We start from the raw sequence: 25064 nt of genomic DNA, 5'->3' as shown, positions 1-25064 counted from the left end.
AACGCAAATTTACTACAAGGTTTCTTCTTTTTTTAGAATCAAATGGGAGTTTGTACCACCGAAACCAAAGGCACTTAATGCTATGTGTTTGGTTGGGTTGTTTTGCGGCCAAGGTGTCGGAGTCCGCACGATGTTTTGGGGAGAAATGATGTTATTTTCTGAACTAATAGGATCATTGATGTTGATCGTGGGGGGAATTACATCATGATTTAGGCTGTAAATTGCCTTCGTTAAACTCACCATACCGGCAGCTACTAATAAGTGACCGACATTCGCTTTGGCTGAACCAACTAAAGGTGCTGCTTGGTGTTTTCCAAAGAAGGTTTCTATTGATTTAAATTCGGTGGTGTCTCCTAGTAATGTGCCGGTAGCGTGACACTCCATATAATCAATAGCTTTGGGGTTAAGTTCGGCTTCTTGATAGGCTCTTTCAAAGGCTAGGACTTGTCCTTTTGTATTGGGACTTAGTAAATGCTTTCCTTTACCATCGTTAGAAAGACCATTACCGCAAATTGTCGCTAGGATTTTATCACCGTCTCTAACAGCATCACTGTACCGTTTAAGCATTACCATCCCGATACCTTCGGAGGTAACTAAGCCTCTTGATGTTTTATCTAGAGGTGAGCTAATACCGTTTTCTGGATAGCCTTGGATGCCGGAAAATAGCATTCTTAAAAATAAAGGATCTGAGCAACTGATAGCTCCAGATAACATTACATCAGCTTTGTGTGATTGTAAGTAATAAGATGCTAATTTAATTGCATAGAAGGCGGAAGAACAAGCTGCATCTATACAGAAGTGAGTACCAGAAAGTGAGAAGGCTTTGGCGACTAATGCAGCAGGTAAACCGGAAATCATGGCGTTTTCTGTAGCGGCTTTAGTGGCTGTAGGGATAGCCGCTAGATGGAAATCTTTGTCTTGTAAAAGTTCTGCTACTGCTGGCTCAATTGTTTGGCGATAAATTGGGGCGATAAGTTGATTAGAATGTTTTGTGGGGAAGGAAAGAGTTCCTAAAATTACTCCACATTTAGCCAGGACTTCTTGATTTCCCCAATAACCACTATGCACAATTGCTTGTTTTGCTGCATATAGTGACCATTTGAAGGTGTTATCTAAGCTTTCCACATATTCTGATGGCAGATTGTATTCACCGGCATCAAATTTAAAATTGCGGATAAATCCACCTTTGAGGAAATAAAATTTTTCCGGCTTTCCTTTTGCTGGGTCGTAAAATATTGTGGGGTCTAAACCCATTTCTTCGACGGTAATTGATGATGTGGAATCTTTCTGCTCGTTAAGATTCTGCCAAAATTGATCGGGATTGTTAGCATCGGGAAAGAGACATGATAATCCGATGATGGCGATTTTTTCCACTGTTTATATCCTCGTTTGGGTAAGGTTTTTAATTTGTAATTCGTAATTCGTAATTAAGAATTATTTGGATTTACTTGATTCCCCGAACTGGATAGGATTTAATGCTTTTTTGAGTCTCTTACCTCTGTGTCTTTGTGGTGAGATAAAGAATTTTGAAACCACAGAGACACGGAGAAAGAAGAAGAGATTTTAGGAGTTGGATTTACGGGAGTTGGAAGCCTAGTACCGTCTACTTGGGTTTGTGTAGGTTCATTGGTGCAATTACTGCTTTTGCTCCTAGGATGCGGGAATATATTTTTCCTTCTCTATCATGTAGGATGTAGTTGGCTGTTACACCTGTTGTTGTTTTGTGGATAATGTCACAAGAAACGTAGAAGGGTTCGTTGCAAGGAATGGCTCTAAATTGTTCTGAATATGTTAGTTTTCCGGGTAAGCAAACTTCTTGGTGAAGATGGCTTAACCATATCCATAAGGGTTGGGTGCTTAAGTCTGTGGTGTAGGGATTATGCCATTTGACGGGGAATTGTCCTTGGGCTTCTAGTGATATTTCTGACCAGAAACATTCGGTGGTGATTTTCTCTTGGTTAATGTTGATAACTCTGCTAATTTGTTGAAATGCTGCACCATGAAATAGGGATGAATCTCCATTTTGATAAAAATCTTTACCTGTTTTGGTAATGATATTATCTTCGGTAAGATCCATGTTTTCGTAAATCGGTGCTGCTGGTAATTGCCGTACTATTGTAATGTTGGCACAGAAATGATAGAAGGTTTTACCTTGGGGGTTTTTACTCAGAATTGTGGTCTTAAATTCGATAGATTCAGAACCATCTTTGGCGACTTCTTGAATTTCTAAAATATATTCTTTAGCTAGGGTGTCATTGAAGGTAATACCCTTGAGAACTTTGAACTCTTTGCAAGTTAAATAACGATAACCTGGATAACATTCTTCGCAAGCATGAATCATCCAGGACATGGCACAGGTGGCTGGTAGTACAGGAATACCAGCAATCAGATGATCGAGCAAAAATGGATTTGCATCTACTGTTATGCGGCGACGGATGCGATAGCTGCGGAGTTGAGGGTCTAGAGTTCTGGGTGGGGGTGTGATGGGGCTACCAATGACTACTTGTGTAGAATCACGATGGCTGGGGTGAAGTTCGTTGACTAGCATTTGTGTCCCCGCATCCACAGGGATAATCTCAATACCCCGTTCTGCAAAGGCCTTTTTGAGTTCTGGTGTCACCATACCGCTATCCCATCCGCCCCAGTTGATAGCGACAACATGACAATCGGGATTGTATTGTTTGATTAAATGGGCTGACTTGTTGAGAATTTCATTAGCGATCGCATAATCTGATTGTCCCATGTTCCCATAAAATCCCGCCACGGAGGAAAACAACACTAAATGCTCTAGTTGTTTTGCATCGACACAAGACAGCAGATTTTCTAAACCTTGCACCTTAGCGGTGTAAACCTTCTCAAAATCTTGGTCTGTCTTCTTCTCAATTAATTTATCAGCTAAATTTCCCGCACCGTGAATGATACCTGTAATTTTGCCCACCCGTTCAGCCACAGCCGCTAACTTTTGCTGTAACTCCGTCACATTAGTCACATCAACGCTCAAATATTCAACCTGCGAACCTGTTTCTTGAATCGCCGCCAAGGTTGCTTTAATTTCCCGGCTAGAAACAATTTTGTTATATACTTTCTGCACACTCATGGGTGTAGGCTTCTCCCCTTGAGCCAGCAGATGCTGCATAATGCGTTTTTTTAATACAGCCTCTTCAAAACAATCCTGAGCAAAATCCGGCTCACCTTCTAAAACTTCCGATCGCCCAAGGAGAATAAACCGACAAGCTTGGTGCTGCGCCAACTTAGTTACACATTGTGCTGTAATACCCTTAGCACCACCACTAACAACAAAAACCGATGAAGGACGAACCTGAGTAAGTGTAGTCATATTATTAAAAATCTTAGCTTTGAAATGATGGGGAATTGGGTACTGGGGATTGGGGATGAGGGACTAGGCAAATTCTCTTAGCGTACCTCCGCGTTTACCTCTGCGCCCCTCTGCGTTTAAACTTTCACCCTCAATCCCCACTCCCTTTACTCAAAAGAACTAATCAAAGTAACGCGTCCTTGAGAACCGTAAGCAACCTCACCGATGTAAAGATTAGAGTCGTGCAGTTCGGCAATAATATTTTGTGCTGACACTTGCGGATCTAAACTGGGGCTGAGGTCAATTCCTCTAGTAAATACATTCGGCCATTCCCATCTCAGGGTTTTAACTAAGCCAAACAAACCAGCACCGATCGCACCAAAGTTAACATTATGCTCTAATCCAAAGCTTCCATCTAACCGAGTCACCGTGAAGAAACAACTACGCTCATAACTTCCGGCTTCTGTCAAGGATTTTTTCAGGTGTTTCGCCAAGAAGAAGACGTGTTTGACGATCGCCTTTTCTTCTGGGATAAAAGGTATTGTCCCGGTGTTATCTACCGGAAATCCTGGGTGGAGGTGAATAAAAGCCCCAATCGTGCCATAGTTAGTTGCGATCGCCGATAATTTTCCTTGGAGTAGTTCTTCACTCATATCTGCAAGGGTGACTTGATGCACACCTGCGGGTAATGGCGAACGCTGGGGAACTATCGATTGGGGGAAGCTCAAAACTACTACTTTCCAGCTGCTTTCTGTTAAGGTTTGCGCTACTTGGGAGGTAGTCAGAGAGCCATCATCAGTAATTAAACAGATGTGTCCCTCTGGCAATGTGAACTCTAAACTATCCGGTGCTGGTAGGTATTTGAGCTTGGCTGGACGACGTTGAACTCCGTCGATTATTTGGACTGGTTGCCAGTTAAGCTCAGACTGAGACTTTTTTTTTTCACCTCCCACCAGCTTCTGGAGGTAGTCAACAATTTGACCAATGGTGCGGAGGTCGCCTAAGTCTTCGAGGTTGGGTTGGGGCAGGTTGGGATATACTTCTTGTAATCCGCCCAAGATTTCTACCCGTTTGATGGAATCAATACCTAAGTCGGCTTCCATGTCCATCTCTAGTTCCAGCATTTCGACTGGGTAGCCTGTCTTATCGCTGGTGATGTTGAGCAGGGTTTGGGCGATGTCTGCGTAATCTGCGGTGTCGGCTGCGGTTTCCGTTCCTACAATGGGTTCTACAATGGTTTCTACAACAGCTACTGGCTCAATTAGTGCTGAGTGCTGAGTGCTGAGTGCTGAGTTTTGAGTTGTGAGTTGTGAGTTTTGAGTTGTGAGTTCTAAGTTTTGAGTGATGGGTTCTGAGTTCTGAGTTGTAACTTCTACAGGTTGGCTACTACCAGCCATTACTTGCAGAAACTCGATAATTTGACCGATGGTGCGTTTTTCTGCGAGTTCTTCTAAGTTAGGTTTGGGTAGGTCGGGATACATTTCTTGTAATCCGCCTAAGATTTCTACCCGCTTGATGGAATCAATACCTAAGTCTGCTTCCATATCCATTTCCACTTCCAGCATTTCGACTGGATAGCCGGTTTTATCGCTGATAATCGCTAAGAGGTTGTTACCCAACTCAGCCAAATTTAGGGCGGGAGCAGCTACAGGTGCAGGGGTAGGAGTAACTTCAACTTCTTTGACTGCGGGGATGCTAACTTCAACCACAGGCGCAGGTGCAGCAACCGGTGTTTCAACTACAGGTTGCATTTGCCAAGCTGCGGGTGCAGGCGCGTCAGCAATGGTGAATTCAGGTTTTGCTACAGGCTCAACTACTGGCTGAGGCTGGGGTTCTACTTTTGCTACAGGTGCAGGTGCTTCAACAACTGGTGTGTCGATGGTGAAAGCGGGAACTTCTTTTACTGGTGTCTCGGTGGCTGGTGCAGTCACTCCACTGGAAAGTACCAGAGAATATTGTTGCTGAATTAGGTCAAAGAAGTTTTGGGCGTATGCTAGCTGTTCCTGAAGATATTTTTCATGGATGCGGAGGGTTTCACCTTGTTGGGAATGAAACTGCATCATGCTGCGTTCCAAGCTTTCCATCACTACTAGCTTGAGTTGAGCAGCTTCTTGGGAGGTCTTAGCGTTAGCAAACAAAGCATTTTGCTGTTGCATCAGTTGGAAGAACGCTTTGGTGTATTCCATCTGATGGTTGAGGTAAGTACCATGTACTTGCAAGTTCTCAGTTTGGTTGTTCTGGAACTGAGTCATCAGGTACTCTAAGCTTTGTAGCATTCGCTGGAAGTTTTCCAGTTTTTCTGGTGTTTGCATCTTCTTCTCTTCGGCTAGTTGAGGTGCAAGGATCGCAGAGTTCATTTGAGGTTGTGCTTTGGTGGTGATAGTAGACTGATTGGCAATTTTGGGAGTGCGTCCGTTACCGTTAGTCTCTTTGACTGGGGCAAACATTGCTGGTGTCATTGTTACCGCAGGTGCAGAGATGGCGGGTGTTTCTTCTACTGGGGTAGCGGGGATATTAACTGTAGGTGCAGCAGGTAAGGAAACTTTGTGTCCATCATTCAACGCTTGGATGAAGGCGTTTTTAGTTTTGTCGGAAATATAGTTGATGCCTCTTAACGGCACACTCAGCGTTTTCTTTTTATCGGCTGGGGGTAGGGTAGGCTGGGTTTGGTATGGGTCAAGATTTTTCAACTGCATACCCATTACCCGCATTTGCACTACTGCTTCCCGCAGAGAGCGATCGCTATTTTTCTGGGTACTGGGGTTCAAGGAGACGGTAATATGGGGGCGATCGCCTAAAATATCTTTGACTAGGTTAGTTAAAATTCTCTTCGGGCCAAATTCCACGAAGCAAGAACCACCAGCCGCGTAGATATTTTCAATTTCCTGTTTGAACAGCACCGAGTTAGCTAGGTGAGTTTCCAGGATTTTTTGAATTGCTTGGGGGTCTTGGGAATATTGTTTACCTGTAACGTTGGTGAATACAGGAATTTTTGGCTCATTAAATTTTACTGCTTTGGTAGCGATCGCAAATGACTTTTGAGCGAAAGCAATCAAGGAGGTGTGGAAAGCGGCGGATACTGGTAACGCTATAGCTGCACAACCTTGTTCTTGTAAAGCCTGACGGACTTTAGCAATTTCGGTGGTTGGCCCTGCTAAGACAAACTGGGTGGGAGAATTGTAATTAGCAATTTTTACCTGTGGAAATCGCTTCAGAATCGGTTCGATTTTGCCGATGTCTTCCTTCACCGCCAGCATTGTCCCTGCATCATGGTCAGGGTCTTTGGGTGCAGCCATTGCTTGACCCCTAGATTTAACTAGGTACATATAATCTTGGTCACTCAATACACCCGCAGCCCACAAAGCGGTAATTTCACCAAAGCTGTGTCCAGCTACAAAGTCAGACTTAAAGCCAGCTTGCTTAAGAATGGAATATAAACCTGCACTAAATGCCCCAATCGCTGGTTGTGCGTATTCTGTGCGTTGCAATGCAGCAACTTGAGCATTTTTCTCGGACTCATCAAATACAGGATGAGGGAAAACAATTTCTGAGAGGGAGTGCAAGTTATCTTGAAGTAACAAGCCATCCATGTAACCGAATAGACGGCGCAGGGTGGGGAAGTTCATCACCAGTTCTCTACCCATTTCCAGGTATTGAGAACCTTGACCAGAGAACAAGGATACCACTTTACCGCCTAATTCCATCCCGGATGCACGGTAGTAAATCCCTTGGGGATGCTCCCAATTAGTTGCTGTACCTTTCTGCTTCAGTAAGCCAATGCTAGTTTGCATAAACTTGCAGGCTTCTTGCAGATTTTCCGCGACAAAGCCAACTCGCGCTGCATTCTGGGGAATTTCTAAAGCTTGGCACTCTTGCGCTAACTGGGCGAAGTGTCTATCACCACCTTCTGATTGCAAGTTACCTAAAACTTCTTCACACTTTTTCAGCAGTTCCCCAGGATTGGCGGCAAATAACAGGATTTCGCGGGGGGTGCTGTGTAAACGGTAGGGGCGGTTTTGTTCGCTTTCGTATTCTTCCAAAACTACGTGGTAGTTTGTCCCACCGAAACCAAAGGAACTTACACCCGCGCGTCTTGGTGCTTCACCTTCCGCCCGAATCCAGGGGCGAGTTTCAGTGTTGAGATAAAAAGATGATTCGTTAATATTGAGCTTGGGATTTGGTTCAGTAATATTAATTGTGGGGGGCAGAATTTTATGATGTAATGCCAAGGCGGTTTTAACTAAGCTGACTGCACCCGCAGCCGCTTTAGTGTGTCCGACTTGGGACTTCACACTACCCAAAGCGATGTGCTGCTTTTTGTTGTCGTGTTTAGAGAAGAAGTCTCTTAAAGAACCGAACTCGGTGGGGTCGCCAGCCATTGTTCCTGTACCGTGGGCTTCAATTAGACCAACAGTAGCAGGAGAAAAACCTGCATCTTCGTAAGCACGGCGCAAGGCGTTGACTTGTCCTTCTTTGCGGGGTGCATAAATGCTCTTGTAGCGGCCATCGCTGGAAGTACCGATGCCTTTGATAACCGCGTAAATTTTATCGTTGTCGTGGACTGCATCTTCTAGACGCTTCAGCACCAACATACAAACACCTTCACCCAGCATCATCCCATCAGATTTGGCATCGAAGGGTTTAACTTTCTCACTGGGAGAAACAGCCGGGGTTTTGCTGAAGGAGATATAAGCCATGATGGTGTTATCGGTGTCCACACCACCAGTTAGCATCATATCAGCACGATGTTCTACTAGTTCGCTAATGGCCATTTTCAATGCGCCGAAGGAACTAGCACAGGCTGCATCAACTACGCAGTTCATCCCGCCAAAGTTCAAGCGGTTAGCAATGCGTCCGGCGACGACGTTAGCTAACATCCCAGGGAAGGCGTTTTCATCCCACTTGATGTAGGCACTTTTGATTTTTTCGACGATTTTATCGGTGTCTTCATCAGAGAGTCCACTGCTTTTAAGGACTTTCTTCCAAATGGGATATTCTAGGCGTGCAGATAGCGGCATACCCAATTGCTTGGCCATGGCTACCCCTAAAATTACCCCCACCAACTCGCGGTTAAATTCACGAGATTCGCCATAACCGGCATCTTCCATTGCTTCTTTTGCAACTACTAAACTTAATAGTTGCGAAACATCAGTCACTTCTAAAATGCTGGGAGGGATACCGAATTCCATCGGGTTAAAATCAACCTCTGGAATAAACCCACCGCGTTTACAATAGGTTTTATCTTCGGGGGTTCTGGGGTTGGGGTCGTAGTAATCCTCTACGCTCCAGTGAGTAGAAGGAACATCGGTGATACAATCAGTTTTGTTAATGATATTTTGCCAGTATTCCCGCAAATTTCTGGCTTGAGGAACTAATGATGCCATACCGATGATGGCGATAGGATTTTGTTGTAGTTGTCTGTTAATTTTGTTAATTGACATTGGTTTTTCCGAGTTCATTTTTTTTTCCTCAATACACCGCAACAAAGCCTTTTCGCAATTATTAATCTGGGTTTCTAACTCCGCTAAGGCAGTATCAATTGAATTAGCAGACATAGGGTATATACTGTTCTGGGGTACTGTGGATTGTGCAGCGACAGGAATACCAATTCGTAATTCGTAATTCGTAATTCGTAATTAAGAAATCCAGGTTTTACTAGGGTTTCTGAGTTGCGAACTATTAATGAATTTTGAATAATTGGTATAATTGCTGTTGCTTACCCTGACTAGTGTTATTTCTTGTTAAGCATCTGTGGGCATTGGGAATTGGCTGTCAAGATTTCTCTCCCTTCTGCCTTCTGAATCATCTTATCCAACGTTCGACTCTTGATATGGCGGCAACAAGTCGATGACGTTATTGAAACTAGTAAAATAATCTTGAAGCGCGGTAGCTGCTGAACCGGTAAATTCCATCCATTCGTAATGGTAGAAATTTTGAGCAATTGTATCTAACTGGAGCAACGGAAACTTAGGAGTAGCTATTAGGACAGAAACGCTTTCTTCTCCCAAACTAGTTTGATGATCTAGTTTTACCGCAGCCACGTAGCTGGTATTAATGACAACGTTCTGTATTTTGATGAATGCCATAGCCAGTTTCAGCGTCCAGGATAATATATGTTATGGGATTCGATCCCAAAAAGTTGACAAATTCGTTACAGAAGAAATACCATCTTGAATCCGAGTTAATACAGTCCTTTAAACGAATTATCAACCATTGAGAAAGCGATGGAGATGCAGCTAGCTTTAGTCATTTTTTACTACTGTTCTACTCGCACATAAATAACTAATTTGCCTCGCTGCTTTTAAGCATTGAATTAATACAAAGAATAGCACAGTTCATAGAAACTAAATCATTGGTTTAAATTAATTTTATAAACATAATAGATATTTGTTGATGAAAATCTCAAATTAGCCATAGCACATTAGTATAATTGAGGACTTATAAACACAAGCTGACAATTTGCTTGATGTCGGCTGTAAGGTTGACCTGATATCGATGCAGATAACAGTTACAGTTTCTAGTCAAGCCAGTAAACATTTCATCAATACACCGATCTGATTACATAGCTGCAAGAATTTATTTTTCAGCAGCACATCATAATCAAGAGATGATTTTTGATGAATTTTTAATATAAATGACCCAACATGATTAAGGAGTATTTATTAAGCAAATATTTCTTCTATATATTGTGCAGAATAAACAAAGTATGCAACTTTAAACATTTAATTTCCTTTGTGCCTCTGTGCCTCTGTGGTTCAAAACCAACAAAATACTAAGACACCAAGCCTATTTTCTGTCCTTGTTTACCAGTCCATTTCTGCCAGCGTCCCAGTCCACGGTTAACTAATTCTGAATTGCTGTCACCCGTAAAACAAATACGTCCTAATCTTTCACAAGCAATGAGAATTTCACCGTGTCCCACAAATGGAGCAATCACAAAATTATTAGGATTGGTGTACAAATTGAGCAAATAATTAATAATTCCCTCCACGCCTTCAATATTAATTGGGTTTTGGGGTTTTACTATTAATTGATGAGAAAAAATCCCTACATAGAGATTTCCTAGTAATAATTCATATTGAAAAGGCATTTGATTTTGTTTGTAGAAATCATAAATATGTCCTTCAGCACGAATGACAGCCACAACCCTGGCTTCATCTACCAAGTAATTATGCTCCCAGGTGGGTGAGAGAGTGGCGATCGCTAATGCTGCATCTGAAGGTAATAAGTTGCGAAATTCCGGCTGGGAGGTGTCACCACAATATACAAGATGTCTGCCTAATATCCATTCATCACCTGTTTGGATAGTGGGGGAAGCTTGAGCAGGTGAAGGGGAGGCGATCGCTTGAGTTTTCTTCACAGCTAACTTAGCTTCCTTTTGCGCCATAGCACTTTTGTAAGCTAATGTCTGTAACTCTTTTTGCTTCGCTTCTAATTCTTCTACTAATTGCTCTTGACGTTGGGCTTCGGCTCTGTCTCCCCTAGCCTCGGCTAACTCCCTAGCCTGTTGTGCGGCGGTAGCTAAGGTACGCTCTTTTGTCCCAGCTCTCGCGACACTTAAAAGTGCTGTAGGACTATCAGCAATGGGTGTACCCTTAATTAGCTGTTTAACTTCTGGGTGAATACTTTTAGCAATTTGCTTACCATGCTGAAATGTGCGTTCTGAGTAACCAACTTCCCTGGCTAACTCTAAAGTTCTCTTGGGTGGTGAAATCGTTTCACCACCTTTGAAAGTATGTTGATTATCTCCCACCTTCGCCCGTAAACCCATGCGTTCCAGAATTTGGTCACGTTCCAACCACAATTCAGAACGCTCTAGGGGTTCTAGCTCATTGCGAATCAAATTTTCGTCAATTTCTGCCAACCGCGCTTGTTCAGCACTAGCATAAGCGACGATATTACACTCAACCGCCTCTAATCCCAACAACTTACAAGCCGTCAGCCGATGCAGTCCAGCAATCAAATTCAACTTTTGGTCTACCGTAATTGGGTTCAATAGACCATTCGCCTGAATTGACTCCTTGAGTTCATCAACCTTGTCACCCTTGACCGGACGGCGGTTGCGACCGATTTTAATTTGGTCTATGGGTACTGTAGACATAAGCGATTCAAAATGCAAAATTTAAGACAGTGAGTCGAATCACTCAGCATTACGACTAAGATACGCTAAATATGTTTCAAGAATATCTAGAAACGATGATTTTACTCACATAACCCATGATAATGTCCAATACTACACAACAGTGGCTATGGCGTTCCGCCCAGCGTAGCTGATGGCGTACCCGCCCACCGGAGGTGATCGCAATTCATCAATAATACTCAATACAAATAACCTATCCCAATCCCCAATCGATTGACAAAATCAAAGTTTTTTGCAATGATTAAATACGTATTTAGTAAATTCTTCTCATTAATTTCCACTCCGCGCTTCGTATTGATGGGAATTTAAGTTGTTCAAAAGTGCAAGCGTATTTTACGCTACTTGATGCGAAGTCTAATTAAGGTAAAACAGAGAAAGATTTGTAGTCGATTCACCATCATTAATGTTGCCGCTAAGTAACTTGTTTGCGGTATGTATCAAAATCTTAAAGCATTTACATAAACCTAATTAGATTTTCAGCACATTCATAAGAATACAGGGAAAAATTGCTCATAGTAGACGGCATTAACTGCGTACACCAGGACGCACGAAAAGCTCTATTACCCAATCCCCAGTCCCCAGTCCCCAGTCCCCAGGAGTTATTTAATTAATTTTGGCTTTTGACTTTTGACTTTTGACTTGATTTGTCCCCAATCCCCAATCGTATTCCTGGCTCATCACACCAATTAGGAATAAAAATATGGAAGTAAATAAAGAACGCCTGCGCCAGTTATTTATCAAACCTCAAGGCAGGTGGCGGTTAATTTTGGCAGCTTCAATCACGTTAGCGGCTGGAATAGTCGCTTTACACAGTTTTACGCCAAATAAATTTCGCTCTCAAGACCAACCAACCGCCGCTAATTCTCCCAAAGCTGCGCCAGTGAAAGTTGCTGTCACAGCTTTAGGACGTTTGCAGCCTGAAGGTAAAGTAACTACCTTGTCAGCACCTAGTTCTACTAATGGTATCCGAGTAGAAAGACTCTTGGTGAAAGAAGGCGACGAAGTAAAAGCAGGGCAAGTATTGGCGTATTTAGAAGATTATGCCCGTGCTACCGCAGCTCTACAACAGGCTTTAGATAAACTAGAAATTGCTAAGACCCAACTAGCACAAGTTAAAGCAGGTGCTAAACCTGGAGACATTGCCGCCCAAAAAGCTACTATTGCTAGGTTACAGTCACAACTCAAAGGAGAAATTGCTACTCAAGAGGCAACAATTAACCGTATCCAAGCAGAAGTTAATAACGCTGAAACGGAAAATGAGCGATATCAAAAGTTAGTCAAAGAAGGTGCTGTCTCAGCTTCTGTAGCAGATACTAGAGCATTACAACTGAAAACAACACAGCAACAACTAACAGAAGCCAAAGCTAGTCTCAGCAGGATTCAAAACACCCTCGCCGACCAAATCAAAGAAGCCAAAGCCAGACTCAACAGCGTTCAAGAAGTGCGGACTGTAGATGTAGAGTTGGCACAAAATGAAGTTAAGAGTGCTGTAACAGCTATCAAACAAGCCAAAGCTGACCAGGAGTTGACCTATATTAAAGCTCCTATCGATGGCAAAGTGTTAAAAATTCATGCCAAAAAAGGTGAGGTTATTAGCAACACTGGATTTGCTGATATTGGTAAAACCTCTCAAATGTATGTCATTGCAGAAGTCTATCAAACCGATATTCAAAAGGTTCAGCTAGGTCAAAAAGTAATCATTACTAGTCCTGCATTTAGCGGTAAATTGCAAGGAACAGTTCAGGAAATTGGGTTGCAAGTTGACAAACAAAGCATCTTTAGCATTAACCCCAACTTTGACACAGACCGCAGAATCATTGAAGTTAAAGTATCTATCGATAAACCCGCAGATAATCAACGTGTATCTCGGTTAACAAATTTACAGGTTGATGTGGCTATTCAGATTTAGTCATTGGACATGGGGCAGAAAAAAGTTGTCCCCATTCCCCATTGCCCCTTATCCCCATTTCCTCATTAATAAAAAGCCATGAATTTTAAGATTCCTTTGGCATGGCTACAGCTAGTCCAACAAAAAATTCGATTTTTGGTGGCTGTAGCTGGTATCGCCTTCATTGTCTTGCTGATGTTTGTGCAACTTGGTTTTCAAGATGCTCTCTATTCTAGTGCTACCGCAGTACACCAAAGTCTTAAAGGGGACTTATTTTTAGTAAGTTCTCAATATAAATCTTTGACATCAAATCAAAGTTTTTCTCGAACTCGTTTGTACCAAACTTTAGGTTTTGATGGTGTGGAATCAATTAGCACCATGTATTTACAATTTGCTAAATTGAAAAACCCTGCTACTGGTGAGAAATACTCTATATATGTGATGGGGTTTGACCCAGGCAAATCTGTCTTAAATATTCCTGAAATTGAGCAAAACTTGGATAGGCTGAAAATTCCTGATGTCATGTTATTTGATAGGGATGCAAGACCAGAATTTGGCCCCATTGCAGCGAATTTTGACAAAGGAGATACCGAACAGACAATTGAAATCTTCCCCTTTGATGGGCCAAGAGGATATAAAGTCAGAGTCGGTGGCTTATTTAGCTTAGGCCCTTCCTTTGGTGTGGATGGTAACTTAATTGTCAGTGACGCAACTTTTCTGCGGATTAATCCCAACACGCGCCCCGTCGAGAAAATAGATATAGGTATAATCAGTCTTAAACCTGATGCCAATCAAGAAAGAGTTTTAGCAAATTTGCGAGCTAATCTACCTAATGATGTCAGGGTGTTCACTCGCCAAGGTTTTATTGATTTTGAAAAACAATATTGGTCTGCTAGAACACCAATTGGTTTTATCCTCAACCTAATGTTGACAATGGCTTCAGTTGTGGGTGTGGTAATTGTCTATCAAATTCTCTACAGCAATATTGCCACACAATTTATCGCTTATGCCACATTAAAAGCTATTGGATATCCCAATTCTTATCTGTTAAATGTGGTTTTTCAACAAGCTATCATCTTGGCATTGTTATCTTATATACCAGGATTTTTAGTTTCTATCGCTTTGTATGACTTTGCAATGGCAGCTACAAAATTACCTATTATGATGACGGCGAATAATGCCTTAATTGTCTTTGTTTCCGCCGTTTTAATGTGCATCACTTCAGGCGCACTTGCTATTAACAAACTGCGTTCCGCAGACCCGGCTGATATTTTTTAGGGATTGGGCAATTCCATTTTTAATTTTGGGTTGGGATTTAATCTAAAATCCAAAATATAAAATTCTTTCCCCTACTCCCTTTTAGTAAAAAAATAAACCCTGAACTATGAATTTACAAGACAAAACTCTTCTAATTACTGGAATTGATGAATTTATTGGCTTGCGTGCAGCCGAGTTAGCCATAGCACAGGGAATGAAGGTGCGTGGACTGCAAAGTTCTAATAAATCTGACACAGCTAAGAAATTGGGGGCTGAAGTAATTATTGGGAGTATCACCGATGCGGCTGTTGCTAAAAAAGCTTGCCAGGGAGTAGACATTGTTTTAAACACAGCCCAAATTACCGAAGAAGCTGGCCCTATCAAACAGTTTCAGGAAGTGAATGTTGGCGGTGCGGTGAATATAGCCAAAGCTGCCAAAAGTGCTGGGGTGAAAACTTTTGTGCATCTTTCCAGTATTTTAGTGTATGGGTTTGATTATTGCGATCGCATTACGGAATCCGGTACACTCTCCGGTAGCGACAACCCCTACTGTGAAACCAAAATTGCCGCCGAAGCTGAACTTCTACCCTTCAATTCTCCCCCAGATTTCGGCATGATTATTATTCGTGCTGGCGATGTTTACGGGCCGGGAAGCCTACCTTGGGTTGTCAGACCAATTCACTTCATGCGACAAAAGTTATTTGCCTATCCCAATGATAGGCCAGGTGTAATTAATCATGTCTATGTAGATAACCTCATTGATGCTATCTTTTTGGCAATTGAAAAACAGACATACGGTGAAATATTTAATATCACCGACGGAGAAGCAACTTCCTGGAAAGAATATTTTATGCGCCTAGCAGCAATGGAAGCTTTACCTGCGCCAATGTCTTTAGGTAAAGATGAAATCAAACTGTTTTTAAAACTGCGTCATCAGGGGCAAAAACTATTTCGTAAAAAAGCCGATATTCTACCAGAATCAGTAGATTTTATGAGTCGTCCCTATGCTTGTTCTATTGCTAAAGCTCAAAGCTTGTTAGATTACAAACCAAAAATTGATTTAGAAACAGGGCTGCATCAAACTAAAACATGGCTAGAAAAGACCGATATCCAAAAGCTACTTAAATAAGGGTTCAGGGGAGCAACAGAAATTTTACTTCTATGCTTCATTGCCCATAGCTATGGTAATAGAAGTTTTGTATGTCTGTTGCAAATGAGTTTACATGATTATATCCGTTGCGCTATCAGTTTATATCAGAAACTCAAAGGAAAGGAGTCTTTATGACTTAAAGATTTGCTGATAGCAGCACGACAGTTTTGGCAGGTTTGGCATTATAACCCAATACAGTTCAGTTAAGGCTAAAAACAACACTGGTTTAGGTTGGGTTGAGAAACGTAGACCCGGAGGGGCTTGCCATCGGCTAACCCAACATTATCAAGACTTTGTTGGGTTGAGCGATTGCGAAATCCAACCTATTCACTTAACTGAACCGTATTACATTATAACCCACTGCAAACACAGGGAGTAGAAACGCGATTTATCGCTTCTGAACAAAAGTAGTCAGTCCAAAAATATCTATTAATGAGGACAACAATATGTTGAAATTTGCTCGATTACATCAGGTTTTACTAGCAACTTTATTGAGCTTCACTTGTATTAGACCATTGAATGCAGAACCGACAGCTAAGTTAACTGTTGTAGTTAACGGTATCCGGCATCAAAAAGGCCAGATTTGCATGAGAGTTTACGCTAGCGAGAAAGGGTTTCCTATGAGTGACACCAGTGAAGTACAAAGTGGCTGTACTCGCATTACAGGTAAGTCACTCACTAAGCATTTCTATGGCTTAAAGCCTGGTACTTATGCCGTAGCTGTTGTAGATGATCAAAACGGTAATCAAAAACTTGATTCTGATTTCTTTGGCATTCCCAAGGAAGGATTTGGGATTTCTAACAATCCTACTGTATCTATCCAAACAGGTACACCCAAGTTCAATAAATCAAGTTTTGCTGTCAGCAAAAATACAACTGTTAATATTACTCTGAAATACTCGCTTGATCGCTAGAAATTTGTTAGTTTTTTGATGGTTTGTAGTAAGCATTTTAGTGCTGATAAAGAAGGACTAAAGTCCTTACTACGAACTGTAATTACGAATTAGTCTTTCCTCTCAACTATTACAGATGGCGAAATTTGCCGGAGACTTATAGATGTCATGAGAGATTTGGCAGCATTTTTGTTTAGGTCTTTGCTGGGATGGTTGGGGATTCAGGTCTTTATTTCTCTAATGTTTTTGTTGTATGTGCGATTATCGCGGACAAAAACTTTACCTGATGAACAGTTACCTAAAGCGGCGGTAATTCTTTGCTTACGCGGGGCTGATCCTTTTTTACCCAACTGTATTGAGGCGTTGTTAAAACAGAATTACCCCAACTACGATTTAAAGCTAATTATTGATAGTCAGGATGACCCAGCTTGGCAGATTGCTGGGGATACTATCAAGCAACTAGAAGTAACTAATGCTGATATTAGTCATTTAAGAGTTATCCGCCACAATTGTAGCCTTAAATGTAGTGCTTTGATTCAAGCTATTTCTGATTTAGATGATTCTTATGAAGTGGTAGCTTTTGTTGATGCCGATATCATAGTTCATTCTAATTGGCTGCGAGAATTAGTCAGTCCTTTAGATAATCCTAAAGTTGGGGCGACAACAGGTCATCGTTGGTATGTACCCACAGGGAAATATTGGGGTTCATTGGTACGCTACACAGGGAATATAGCTTCAGTTGTGCAGATGTACCTATTTGGGATTCCCTGGGGTGGGACTTTGGCGTTGAAAACAGAGGTATTGCGTCAAACGGGAATTGTCGAACAGTGGGCGCAAGCCTTCGGTGAAGATTTGATGATGCACAATATCCTCAAAAAACATGGGTTGAGGGTGAAGTTTGTACCTTCGTTGATTATGGTGAATCGTGAAGAGTGCGATTTGCTGGGGATAATCGACTATGTGAAACGTCTCATCCTCTATTCGCGCCTGTACCATCCCCGGTGGCTAGCTATTGTGAGTGAAGCTGTTTCTAGTATTTTGTTTCCCACTTTAGTGATTGTTTTGTTTTTCTTATCGTTAGGTGATGCTCAGTGGGAGGTAGCAGATTTATTGTTTAAATCCTACAGCATTTACACTCTGGGATTACTGTCGTTGATGCTATTGATGGAGATGGCTTTACAGCCGGTGATTCGCTCCCAAGGTCAGCCGGGGACAAAGTTATCAATGGGGATGGTGGGGAGAATGTTGCTGGCTATTCCCGTAACACAGTGGGTATATGGGTTAGCGATGCTCTCTTCTGTGTGGATATCAACGGTGAAGTGGCGGGGGATTGTCTATCGGATTCGAGGCCCTTGGAATGTTCGTTTGGTGGAATACCATCCCTATGATTTTTTAGATCAGCCTGTGGATAGCAAGATATCTCTTTGATTGATACATCATGTAAGGGTCATCAACAAATGAATGATTTGGTGATATCGATATCGAAATTTTTGGTGGCTTGGTTAGTTGTTCAGGTGGGTTTCGTACTACTGTTTTTGGGGAGTTTAAATTCAGGCTCTAAAAGTTTACCCGATGAACAGTTACCGAAAACGGCGGTGGTGTTGTGTTTACGTGGTGCTGACCCGTTTTTACCGGATTGTTTGCGATCGCTACTTCAGCAAAACTATCCAAAGTACAATTTGAAGTTGATTATCGATAGTCAGGATGATCCAGCTTGGCAAGTTGTCAGCAATACTATCGGTGAATTGGGTGTAACTAATTACCAAATCAGTCATTTGCGAAACATCCGATCAACCTGTAGTCTCAAGTGCAGTTCCCTTCTGCAAGCTGTCTCGGAACTAGACGATTCTTACAAGGTTGTGGCGTTGGTAGATGCTGACACTATTGTTCACCCTAATTGGTTGCGGGAATTAGTCTCACCTTTAAATAATCCCTCCGTAGGAGCAACAACTGGAAACCGTTGGTATGTACCTACAGGTACGTATTGGGGTTCGTTAGTTCGTTACATCTGGAATGTTTCGGCGATCGTCCAGATGTATCTATACGGTGTTCCTTGGGGTGGTAGTTTGGCGATAAAAACAGAGGTAATACACCAAACGGGACTATTGGAGAAGTGGGGAGAAGCCTTGGACGAAGACACGATGATTCGTCGTGTCTTAAGTCAACATAACCTCCAGGTCAAGTTCGTACCTTCTTTAATAATGTTGAATCAGGAGGAGGCGGACTTGCCTAGTTTAAGGTATTGGATGCAACGTCAATTAATGACTTCTCGACTTTACCATCCGTTTTGGCCGGGGGTGGTGGCTGAGGCAGTGTTGACAACTTTGCTACCCAATTTGTTAGTTGTGGTGTTTGTCCTGGCTTGGTTTACCGGACAAGGAAGTACAGCTGCGATCGCCTTTATCTGGTATGGGATTTATATCCTGGCGTTAGTTATGCTGACGTTGTTGTTGGAGATGAGCATACAGCCAATAATTCGTTCCCAAGGTAAGCCAGTAACGGAATTCTCTTGGCCAATCATCTGGAAGATGCTCATCGGAATGCCTTTACATCAATGGGTGTATGGGTTAGCGATGTTTCAGTCTTTCAATATGCCTATAGTACATTGGCGTGGTGTTACCTATGAAGTAAGAGGATCTGGGCAGATTCATCTGATGGAATATCGCCCTTATCAGCAAGGGAATCAACCAAGCGATCGCCAAATTTCTCTGTGAACTCTTTAATCTCTATATCGATGCGTGAATCCTAAATTCTTATCCAACTTGCTCAGTAGAAGTGCTTCACCTTACAAACACCTCTGGCTGAGACAAGATACACACCTTCGATGGAATTATGAATAAGCAAAAGCTTCGCATCGCTTTGTTTTCAGGATTGTATTCTCCTTTTTTGACCGGGGTTTCCGTTGCAGTTCACCAGAGAGCGCGTTGGTTACTACAACAGGGTCATGAAGTATTTTTAGTCCATCCGCAATTTAATGATCAGTATCCCAAACAAGTAGGCGATCGCCCCATGCCTGGGTTAGAGGAGTTAAAGTCTTATCCCAATTTCTCTTCTTTCTCATTCCCTACAGAGCCACTGATATTCTACAAGTCTCTACCCCAACCTTTGAGTTATCGCCATTGGAGCGATACCGAGTTACTAGTTGATTTCCAACCCGACATCATTGTGGTGGAAGAAGCCGCCCAAATGCGAGGCTTATATTCAGCCTTAATCCAAGGTTACGGTCGTCCGGTGGGTGTGGAGTATGCACGGCGGACTAAAACCCCGATTATTTCGGTCTTCCACACAGATATTGTGGCCTACATCAAATATTACTTTGGGAATGTCTTCTTTAAGTTGTTGAGTCCGATCATCCCTTATTTGGTGGAGCAAATCAGCCGAACTTATGATCTGAATATATTTTCCTCTCGTGAACAACTCGCTAAATACCAGAAATTAGGATGCCAACCGAGTGAATATGTCCCCTATCAGGGTATTGATTGCGAGAAATTCCACCCTCGCAATATCTGCCATAACCCCATCCCTAATGACGATAGACCAACTATTCTCTTTGTCGGACGCATCACCGCCGAAAAGAATGTCCCACAACTCATAGATATCTATCCTCTGATTGCTGCTCAAATTCCCAACATTCATTTAGTGATTGTGGGTAGTGGCCCTCTAGATGCAGAAATTTGCAAACGTGCAGAAAGGTGGGCTGCGGGTATTACTATCTGGGGTGAATCTCACGGTACAGAACTATTAGGTTGGTTTGCTCGTGCGGATGTCTTTGTCAATCCCTCGGTTACAGAAAACTTCTGCACCACAACTAACGAAGCCTTAGCTTCTGGTACTCCTGTAGTTGCAGCCTTAGCACCGTCTACCTCAGAACAAGTAACTCCTGGTCATAATGGCTTTTTAGCTGAACCCAATAATTCAGCAGATTTTGCTCAAAAGGTGATAGATATTCTCTCAAATCCTACACTTAAAGCAGCTATGGCTGAAAAGGCTCGTCCTTCCATCTTGGAATATGATTGGTCAGCTTGTATGGAGAAGTTTGAAGTCAAGCTGTATGAGTTGGTGCAAGTATCAGACACAGTAGAAACTACCTCTGTTTAACCTGTTTGTAGTGAGGACTTTAGTCCTTATGGTTCTTTTGTATCCTTTAGTTAAGCATCATAAATTGACTCTAGAATGCTAATAATAAAGGCTTCTATTGTTACCTAGCAAGAGATTCAATCTTTTGCGTAGATGAATTTAGCATTAGCATACTAAGTAATGAAGAGCCATTCTTATTTTGAGGACTAAAGTCCTCACTACAAACTTTTTTATTTGTTAATAATTTGTAGAGACACGATTTATGGCATATCTACAAAAGGGTTTTTGTCTCATTGCTCACAGTAAAATATGTTCCATATCATTACAATTATTTTAAAAATCCTGGTTTGTTTTTGAAACCACAGATAAACGCCGATGAGTTATCTGTTTATATCTGTGGTTTCATTTTTATTTACAAACTTGCCTGGGATGCTTTTTCAACTTGCTGAGTAAAGTATGCTTCCTGATGTTGGAGTTGCTTTGCTAACTCTAACCCGTCTTTAAAAGCTGTTAGTGCTTGCGGATAGTCTTTATTTTCTAAATATAATTGTCCCATTTGGTCGTAAGCTTGCATCATCCCATAATAATTAGCGGCTCTTGCTTCTGTTTCTAAGAGAATTTTACTAGTTTCTAAAGCCTCATTAATTTGTCCTTGAGAACGATATAAGGGGATTAATTTCTGCAATGCTTCAGCTGCACGCGCATACTGTTGCAATCCCCAAGCTGTGACATAAGCTGTTTGATAGTTTTTAAAGGCTTCTGGGAGTAGAGCAGGATTTTCTTTAGCGAGGGTTTCGTAATTGGCTGCGATCGCTAGTTGCAAATTTGGCACTTGTATCTGATTATCATTTTGGGAGTAAATTTCTTTCAGCTTACTCAAGACATCAATAGATTTTTGCGGCTGCTTGGCTTGTTGATAGATATAAGCTAGCTGTTGCAGGTATGTTAATTCATCCTGGCGTTCTCCCCTAGAGGTCGCGAAACTTAACAACTCCTCGTAGTTGGTGGCGGCTTGGGGATAATTAAACCAACTCAGATTTAAGTTTCCCAGGGTTTGGAGAGTATCAATTTCCGCAATGGTATCTTTTTGTTGTCGCACCTCTGCCAAAATTTGGTTATAAAGTTCTATGGCAGGTTGAGGCGATCGCACTTTCTGATAAGCTGCACCTAATGCCCGTAATAGCTCTAAATCAACACTGGCTTGAGTTTTTGCTTTTTTGGGTTGTGCCTGCTTTTGAATTGCCTGCAAGCGTTGTGTAATGTAGTATAGCTGTTGGCGATCGCTGCGATTCCAAGCAATCTCACCAACTCTTGACAATGCTTGCACCTCAGCCACAGCACCCAAATAGCGACGCAAGCGCAACTCCCGATTCCATATTTCAAAAGCTGCTTCCTTATCTCCCGCTTGCAGTTTTACCACCGCCTCTTGATTTAACTCATCTAACGCCGCCTGAAGTTTCAGTTTTTCTAGAAGACTTAAAGGCTGTTTATCGCGCAAATTTGGTAAAAGTGGGTCTGGTGTAGTGATTTCTAGGGGACTAGGTGGGAATTTATCCGCCTGTAGAGGATTTTTACTCTGCGCCAGCGTCAAATCACTGCTAAATTGCCAGATTATAGCTGCTGTAATAATTATACTGAAACGTTTGAGCATAAATATTTTACAAATATATGGGCATGGGGAATTGGGCATCTATGTCTAACAACTTTAACTGCAAATTAGTTTGACGCATAAACCATCGATAATTATCCCCAGTTCCCAGTCCCCAATAACCTTTACAATGCTTACAGAGATTTTTTTAGCACCTCAATTTATTTATGGGGATTGTTAATTTTGAATTTTGAATTTTGAATTCGGAGCGAAGCAACGTGACTCATTCTACGGATATCGCCACCTTAGCGCGTTGGATGGCTGCTGATTTTAGTAATCAAGCACAAGCTTTTGAAAATCCACCTTTGTATGCTCATATTCGCGTGTGTATGCGTCCCCTACCCTGGGATATCTTATCAGGAGTGGGATTCTTTGTTGAACAGGCTTACGACTATGCAATCAACGATCCCTATCGCTTGCGGGTGCTAAAGCTAGATATTGTAGGCGATGGCATCCACATTGAAAACTATACTTTAAAGCAAGAAGAAAATTTCTACGGTGCATCCCGTGACTTACAACGTCTCAACGCCTTAAACAGTGACCATATGGAAAAATTACCAGGCTGTAACATGATTGTAGAGTGGACTGGTAATAGTTTCAAAGGCAAAGTTGAACCAGGCAAAGGTTGTATCGTCTTTCGTAAAGGACAAAAAACCTATTTAGATAATGAATTTGAGATTAACGAAGAGAAATTTATCAGTCTTGATAGAGGACGAGATTTAGAGACAGATGAACATCTCTGGGGTTCTGTAGCCGGGCCATTTTACTTCGTGCGTTGGCAGAGTTTCGCTGATGAAGTGGTAATTAGTTCCTGATTCTTGATTATTGAGTAGGTGATTCTTCCCCACTCCCTACTCCCTCATCTCAGACTGTCGCAGCTGACTTGAGAGGATAAGGATAATGAATTCGCTCAACCCTAGTTTCCCATGTGCCATCAGGGTATAGTTTTAACAAACGAAAACCGGGAAAATCTTGATTAATAGCGAAAGTGGGACTTTCTGAATGGAACTGAAAACAAGTTGAGGGACTACCCAGATATTCAACATGATGATGCTGGTGTCGAAACTCTTGGTGAATGTGACCAAATAAGACTAACTTAACTTGGGGATAGCGATCTAGAACAGCAAACAAATCTTCAGGATTTTTGAGCCTACTTGCATCTAGCCAAGCAGAGTTCACAGGAAAAGGAGGATGATGTAAGGCTACTAAAGTGGGATTTTTGCCTAGGATTTGTAATTCGGATTCCAGCCACTCTAGAATTGTATTTGAAAGATAACCATGCCAATTATCAGTTACAGACGAATCCAGCAAGATAAAATTCCAACCACCTCGTAGAAAAGACTTGCGTCGGGAAAGCATTCCTAGATTTAAAATTTTATCCATTGCGATCGCACAGTCATGATTTCCTGGTAGCCAATAAGTCGGGATTTTGAGTAAATTCAGGTGGTATTGCAGATTTTCATAAGATTGAGGCGTACCATCATCAGACAAATCTCCAGTCAGTAGCAGTAAATCTAGTTCATCTCGTAGTTCTCGTAACCGTTCTATCACTGCTTGGAAAGATTCTGTAGTGTGTATCCCTTGCAGTTGGTGATTTTCTGCTGCCAACAAATGTATATCCGTTACTTGAGCTACCGATATTGGAGAAGCTTGATTCATTTTTACGGTTAAGGATTTGTGCGTATTAATATTTGATTCTCCTTTTGGGACAATAGCATTATCTAAAAAAGTAATAAAATTAGCTTGCTAGTACATACATCATTAAGAGCATCAATAACACGATTTACTTTTTATTTCCATACTTATAAAGTAAAATGCTTGTTATTTTTGTTATTTTGGTTAATCAATTCTACCCAATTTATACCAAGTTTTTTGTATAAAATGCTTGATTTGAATAATGGTTTAGGTTTTCATCTATCCTAGGATAGAAATTTTGCTTTTTTTGTATTTTACGACACTCATCTACAGAAGTGTAGATGTTAGTGTTATTCAAGTAAATCTATAATTTCTTGGCGACACCATCATCCATTTCCAGGATTGGTACAAATAAAGTAAAATTTCCCCAAACAAGGGATGTTAATTTAGAGCAAAACCTGTTATTATTGATAATTGTGAGTGCGGCGACATAGCCAAGTGGTAAGGCAGAGGTCTGCAAAACCTCCATCCCCCGGTTCAAATCCGGGTGTCGCCTTAAGGCTTTCAGCCTTTTAAGAGTGCCAAGGGAATACCAAAAGTAACTAAATGGTAGTCAAAGCGATAGTCAAAGGCTGACTAAATGCTGTTAGGTGCAACTTATATTTAACAAGTATCTTTAAAGTTCTTCAGGTGTCTAGCCCCTTAGAGGTTATCAGCTTCTAAGGGGTTATTTTATGTAGTTAGGGTTAGCTGTCCAGCCTCAAGTGCTTATTAGGTAGGGGGTTAAGGGCGATTTAGTGACCGGGGTAACTAGGGTAGGCTTAGAGTTACCCTAGGCACACATGGGTTACATGGTTACATCCTGGTTACTATGATTTCAGGTAGCCCTAGTGATACTGCACTAGTGATAAGGATAAATATTATAGGTTTGGGGACTTTAATAAGGTTCATAAGGATACTTAGGGTTACTAGCTAGAATGGTAGCTATTTTAACTGACCTGGGTTTTAGGGAAAACGCATCTTATTTACTAATAAAAATTAAGAGAGATTTCAAAATGAC

15 protein-coding genes and 1 tRNA gene are annotated in these 25064 nt (G+C 41.7%); 9 read left to right on the top strand and 7 right to left on the bottom strand.

Translation table 11 applies throughout. The features are described 5' to 3' along the window. Nucleotides 1-12: 12 nt before the first annotated feature. From ACM0OR_RS15120 to ACM0OR_RS15100, 5 genes are all read right to left on the bottom strand, one after another. On the bottom strand, nucleotides 13-1374 hold the full coding sequence (locus ACM0OR_RS15120) for a polyketide synthase (protein WP_414577106.1): 1362 nt from the start codon (nucleotides 1372-1374) through the stop codon (nucleotides 13-15). A gap of 229 nt (nucleotides 1375-1603) precedes the next feature. Beyond that, nucleotides 1604-3337, bottom strand: coding sequence for an SDR family NAD(P)-dependent oxidoreductase (locus ACM0OR_RS15115; protein WP_414577104.1), 1734 nt, complete (start codon nucleotides 3335-3337; stop codon nucleotides 1604-1606). Between the two features lie 146 nt (nucleotides 3338-3483). Beyond that, on the bottom strand, nucleotides 3484-8871 hold the full coding sequence (locus tag ACM0OR_RS15110) for a beta-ketoacyl synthase N-terminal-like domain-containing protein (protein WP_414577103.1): 5388 nt from the start codon (nucleotides 8869-8871) through the stop codon (nucleotides 3484-3486). 252 nt (nucleotides 8872-9123) lie between these two features. Next, nucleotides 9124-9402 carry a hypothetical protein gene (locus tag ACM0OR_RS15105; RefSeq protein WP_414577102.1) on the bottom strand — a complete coding sequence of 93 codons (279 nt, stop codon included), beginning with the start codon at nucleotides 9400-9402 and terminating at the stop codon, nucleotides 9124-9126. A 686-nt stretch (nucleotides 9403-10088) separates the two neighbouring features. Next, nucleotides 10089-11417 (bottom strand): ParB N-terminal domain-containing protein, encoded by a 1329-nt coding sequence (locus tag ACM0OR_RS15100; RefSeq protein WP_414577100.1) that lies wholly within the window; start codon nucleotides 11415-11417, stop codon nucleotides 10089-10091. 739 nt (nucleotides 11418-12156) lie between these two features. On the opposite strand from ACM0OR_RS15100, the gene ACM0OR_RS15095 reads away from it, so the two are divergent. The 7 genes from ACM0OR_RS15095 to ACM0OR_RS15065 all read left to right on the top strand — a co-directional run bounded on the left by ACM0OR_RS15095 (nucleotide 12157) and on the right by ACM0OR_RS15065 (nucleotide 20742). Continuing rightward, nucleotides 12157-13365, top strand: a complete 1209-nt coding sequence (locus ACM0OR_RS15095; RefSeq protein WP_323265953.1) for an ABC exporter membrane fusion protein — start codon at nucleotides 12157-12159, stop codon at nucleotides 13363-13365. Nucleotides 13366-13443: 78 nt separating this feature from the next. Next, complete coding sequence (gene devC, locus ACM0OR_RS15090) at nucleotides 13444-14622, top strand: ABC transporter permease DevC (RefSeq protein ID WP_414577099.1); 1179 nt, start codon at nucleotides 13444-13446, stop codon at nucleotides 14620-14622. Nucleotides 14623-14728: 106 nt separating this feature from the next. Beyond that, nucleotides 14729-15730, top strand: a complete 1002-nt coding sequence (locus ACM0OR_RS15085; protein ID WP_414577097.1) for an NAD-dependent epimerase/dehydratase family protein — start codon at nucleotides 14729-14731, stop codon at nucleotides 15728-15730. Nucleotides 15731-16197: 467 nt separating this feature from the next. Continuing rightward, nucleotides 16198-16665, top strand: coding sequence for a DUF2141 domain-containing protein (locus tag ACM0OR_RS15080; RefSeq protein ID WP_414577096.1), 468 nt, complete (start codon nucleotides 16198-16200; stop codon nucleotides 16663-16665). Nucleotides 16666-16812: 147 nt separating this feature from the next. After that, nucleotides 16813-18072 carry a glycosyltransferase gene (locus ACM0OR_RS15075; RefSeq protein ID WP_414577094.1) on the top strand — a complete coding sequence of 420 codons (1260 nt, stop codon included), beginning with the start codon at nucleotides 16813-16815 and terminating at the stop codon, nucleotides 18070-18072. A gap of 29 nt (nucleotides 18073-18101) precedes the next feature. Continuing rightward, complete coding sequence (locus ACM0OR_RS15070; protein ID WP_414577092.1) at nucleotides 18102-19358, top strand: glycosyltransferase; 1257 nt, start codon at nucleotides 18102-18104, stop codon at nucleotides 19356-19358. Between the two features lie 118 nt (nucleotides 19359-19476). Next, nucleotides 19477-20742, top strand: coding sequence for a glycosyltransferase (locus ACM0OR_RS15065; protein ID WP_414577090.1), 1266 nt, complete (start codon nucleotides 19477-19479; stop codon nucleotides 20740-20742). Between the two features lie 391 nt (nucleotides 20743-21133). Here ACM0OR_RS15065 and ACM0OR_RS15060 read toward each other — a convergent pair whose 3' ends face one another. Beyond that, on the bottom strand, nucleotides 21134-22372 hold the full coding sequence (locus tag ACM0OR_RS15060) for a tetratricopeptide repeat protein (protein WP_414577088.1): 1239 nt from the start codon (nucleotides 22370-22372) through the stop codon (nucleotides 21134-21136). A 215-nt stretch (nucleotides 22373-22587) separates the two neighbouring features. Here ACM0OR_RS15060 and ACM0OR_RS15055 point away from each other — a divergent pair, with 215 nt between their 5' ends. Next, nucleotides 22588-23184, top strand: coding sequence for a CpcT/CpeT family chromophore lyase (locus ACM0OR_RS15055; protein WP_190697247.1), 597 nt, complete (start codon nucleotides 22588-22590; stop codon nucleotides 23182-23184). Nucleotides 23185-23233: 49 nt separating this feature from the next. On the opposite strand, the gene cpdA is transcribed toward ACM0OR_RS15055, so the two are convergent. Further along, nucleotides 23234-24058, bottom strand: coding sequence for a 3',5'-cyclic-AMP phosphodiesterase (gene cpdA, locus ACM0OR_RS15050; RefSeq protein ID WP_323266027.1), 825 nt, complete (start codon nucleotides 24056-24058; stop codon nucleotides 23234-23236). Between the two features lie 430 nt (nucleotides 24059-24488). Here cpdA and ACM0OR_RS15045 point away from each other — a divergent pair. After that, nucleotides 24489-24560: transfer RNA gene (locus tag ACM0OR_RS15045), tRNA-Cys, on the top strand. Nucleotides 24561-25064 lie beyond the last annotated feature (504 nt).

The sequence above is a fragment of the Anabaena sp. CCY 9402-a genome (genome assembly GCF_963920945.1).
GTDB classification, from domain to species: Bacteria; Cyanobacteriota; Cyanobacteriia; order Cyanobacteriales; family Nostocaceae; genus Trichormus; species Trichormus minutissimus.
This window is presented reverse-complemented; position numbering and strand designations above follow the sequence as displayed.

Coding starts and splice junctions, on each gene's coding strand:
- ACM0OR_RS15070 (WP_414577092.1), top strand. CDS start 18,102: ATGAATGATTTGGTGATATCGATATCGAAATTTTTGGTGGCTTGGTTA.
- ACM0OR_RS15100 (WP_414577100.1), bottom strand. CDS start 11,417: ATGTCTACAGTACCCATAGACCAAATTAAAATCGGTCGCAACCGCCGT.
- ACM0OR_RS15080 (WP_414577096.1), top strand. CDS start 16,198: ATGTTGAAATTTGCTCGATTACATCAGGTTTTACTAGCAACTTTATTG.
- ACM0OR_RS15065 (WP_414577090.1), top strand. CDS start 19,477: ATGAATAAGCAAAAGCTTCGCATCGCTTTGTTTTCAGGATTGTATTCT.
- devC (WP_414577099.1), top strand. CDS start 13,444: ATGAATTTTAAGATTCCTTTGGCATGGCTACAGCTAGTCCAACAAAAA.
- ACM0OR_RS15060 (WP_414577088.1), bottom strand. CDS start 22,372: ATGCTCAAACGTTTCAGTATAATTATTACAGCAGCTATAATCTGGCAA.
- ACM0OR_RS15110 (WP_414577103.1), bottom strand. CDS start 8,871: ATGTCTGCTAATTCAATTGATACTGCCTTAGCGGAGTTAGAAACCCAG.
- ACM0OR_RS15075 (WP_414577094.1), top strand. CDS start 16,813: ATGAGAGATTTGGCAGCATTTTTGTTTAGGTCTTTGCTGGGATGGTTG.
- ACM0OR_RS15095 (WP_323265953.1), top strand. CDS start 12,157: ATGGAAGTAAATAAAGAACGCCTGCGCCAGTTATTTATCAAACCTCAA.
- ACM0OR_RS15085 (WP_414577097.1), top strand. CDS start 14,729: ATGAATTTACAAGACAAAACTCTTCTAATTACTGGAATTGATGAATTT.
- ACM0OR_RS15115 (WP_414577104.1), bottom strand. CDS start 3,337: ATGACTACACTTACTCAGGTTCGTCCTTCATCGGTTTTTGTTGTTAGT.
- ACM0OR_RS15105 (WP_414577102.1), bottom strand. CDS start 9,402: ATGGCATTCATCAAAATACAGAACGTTGTCATTAATACCAGCTACGTG.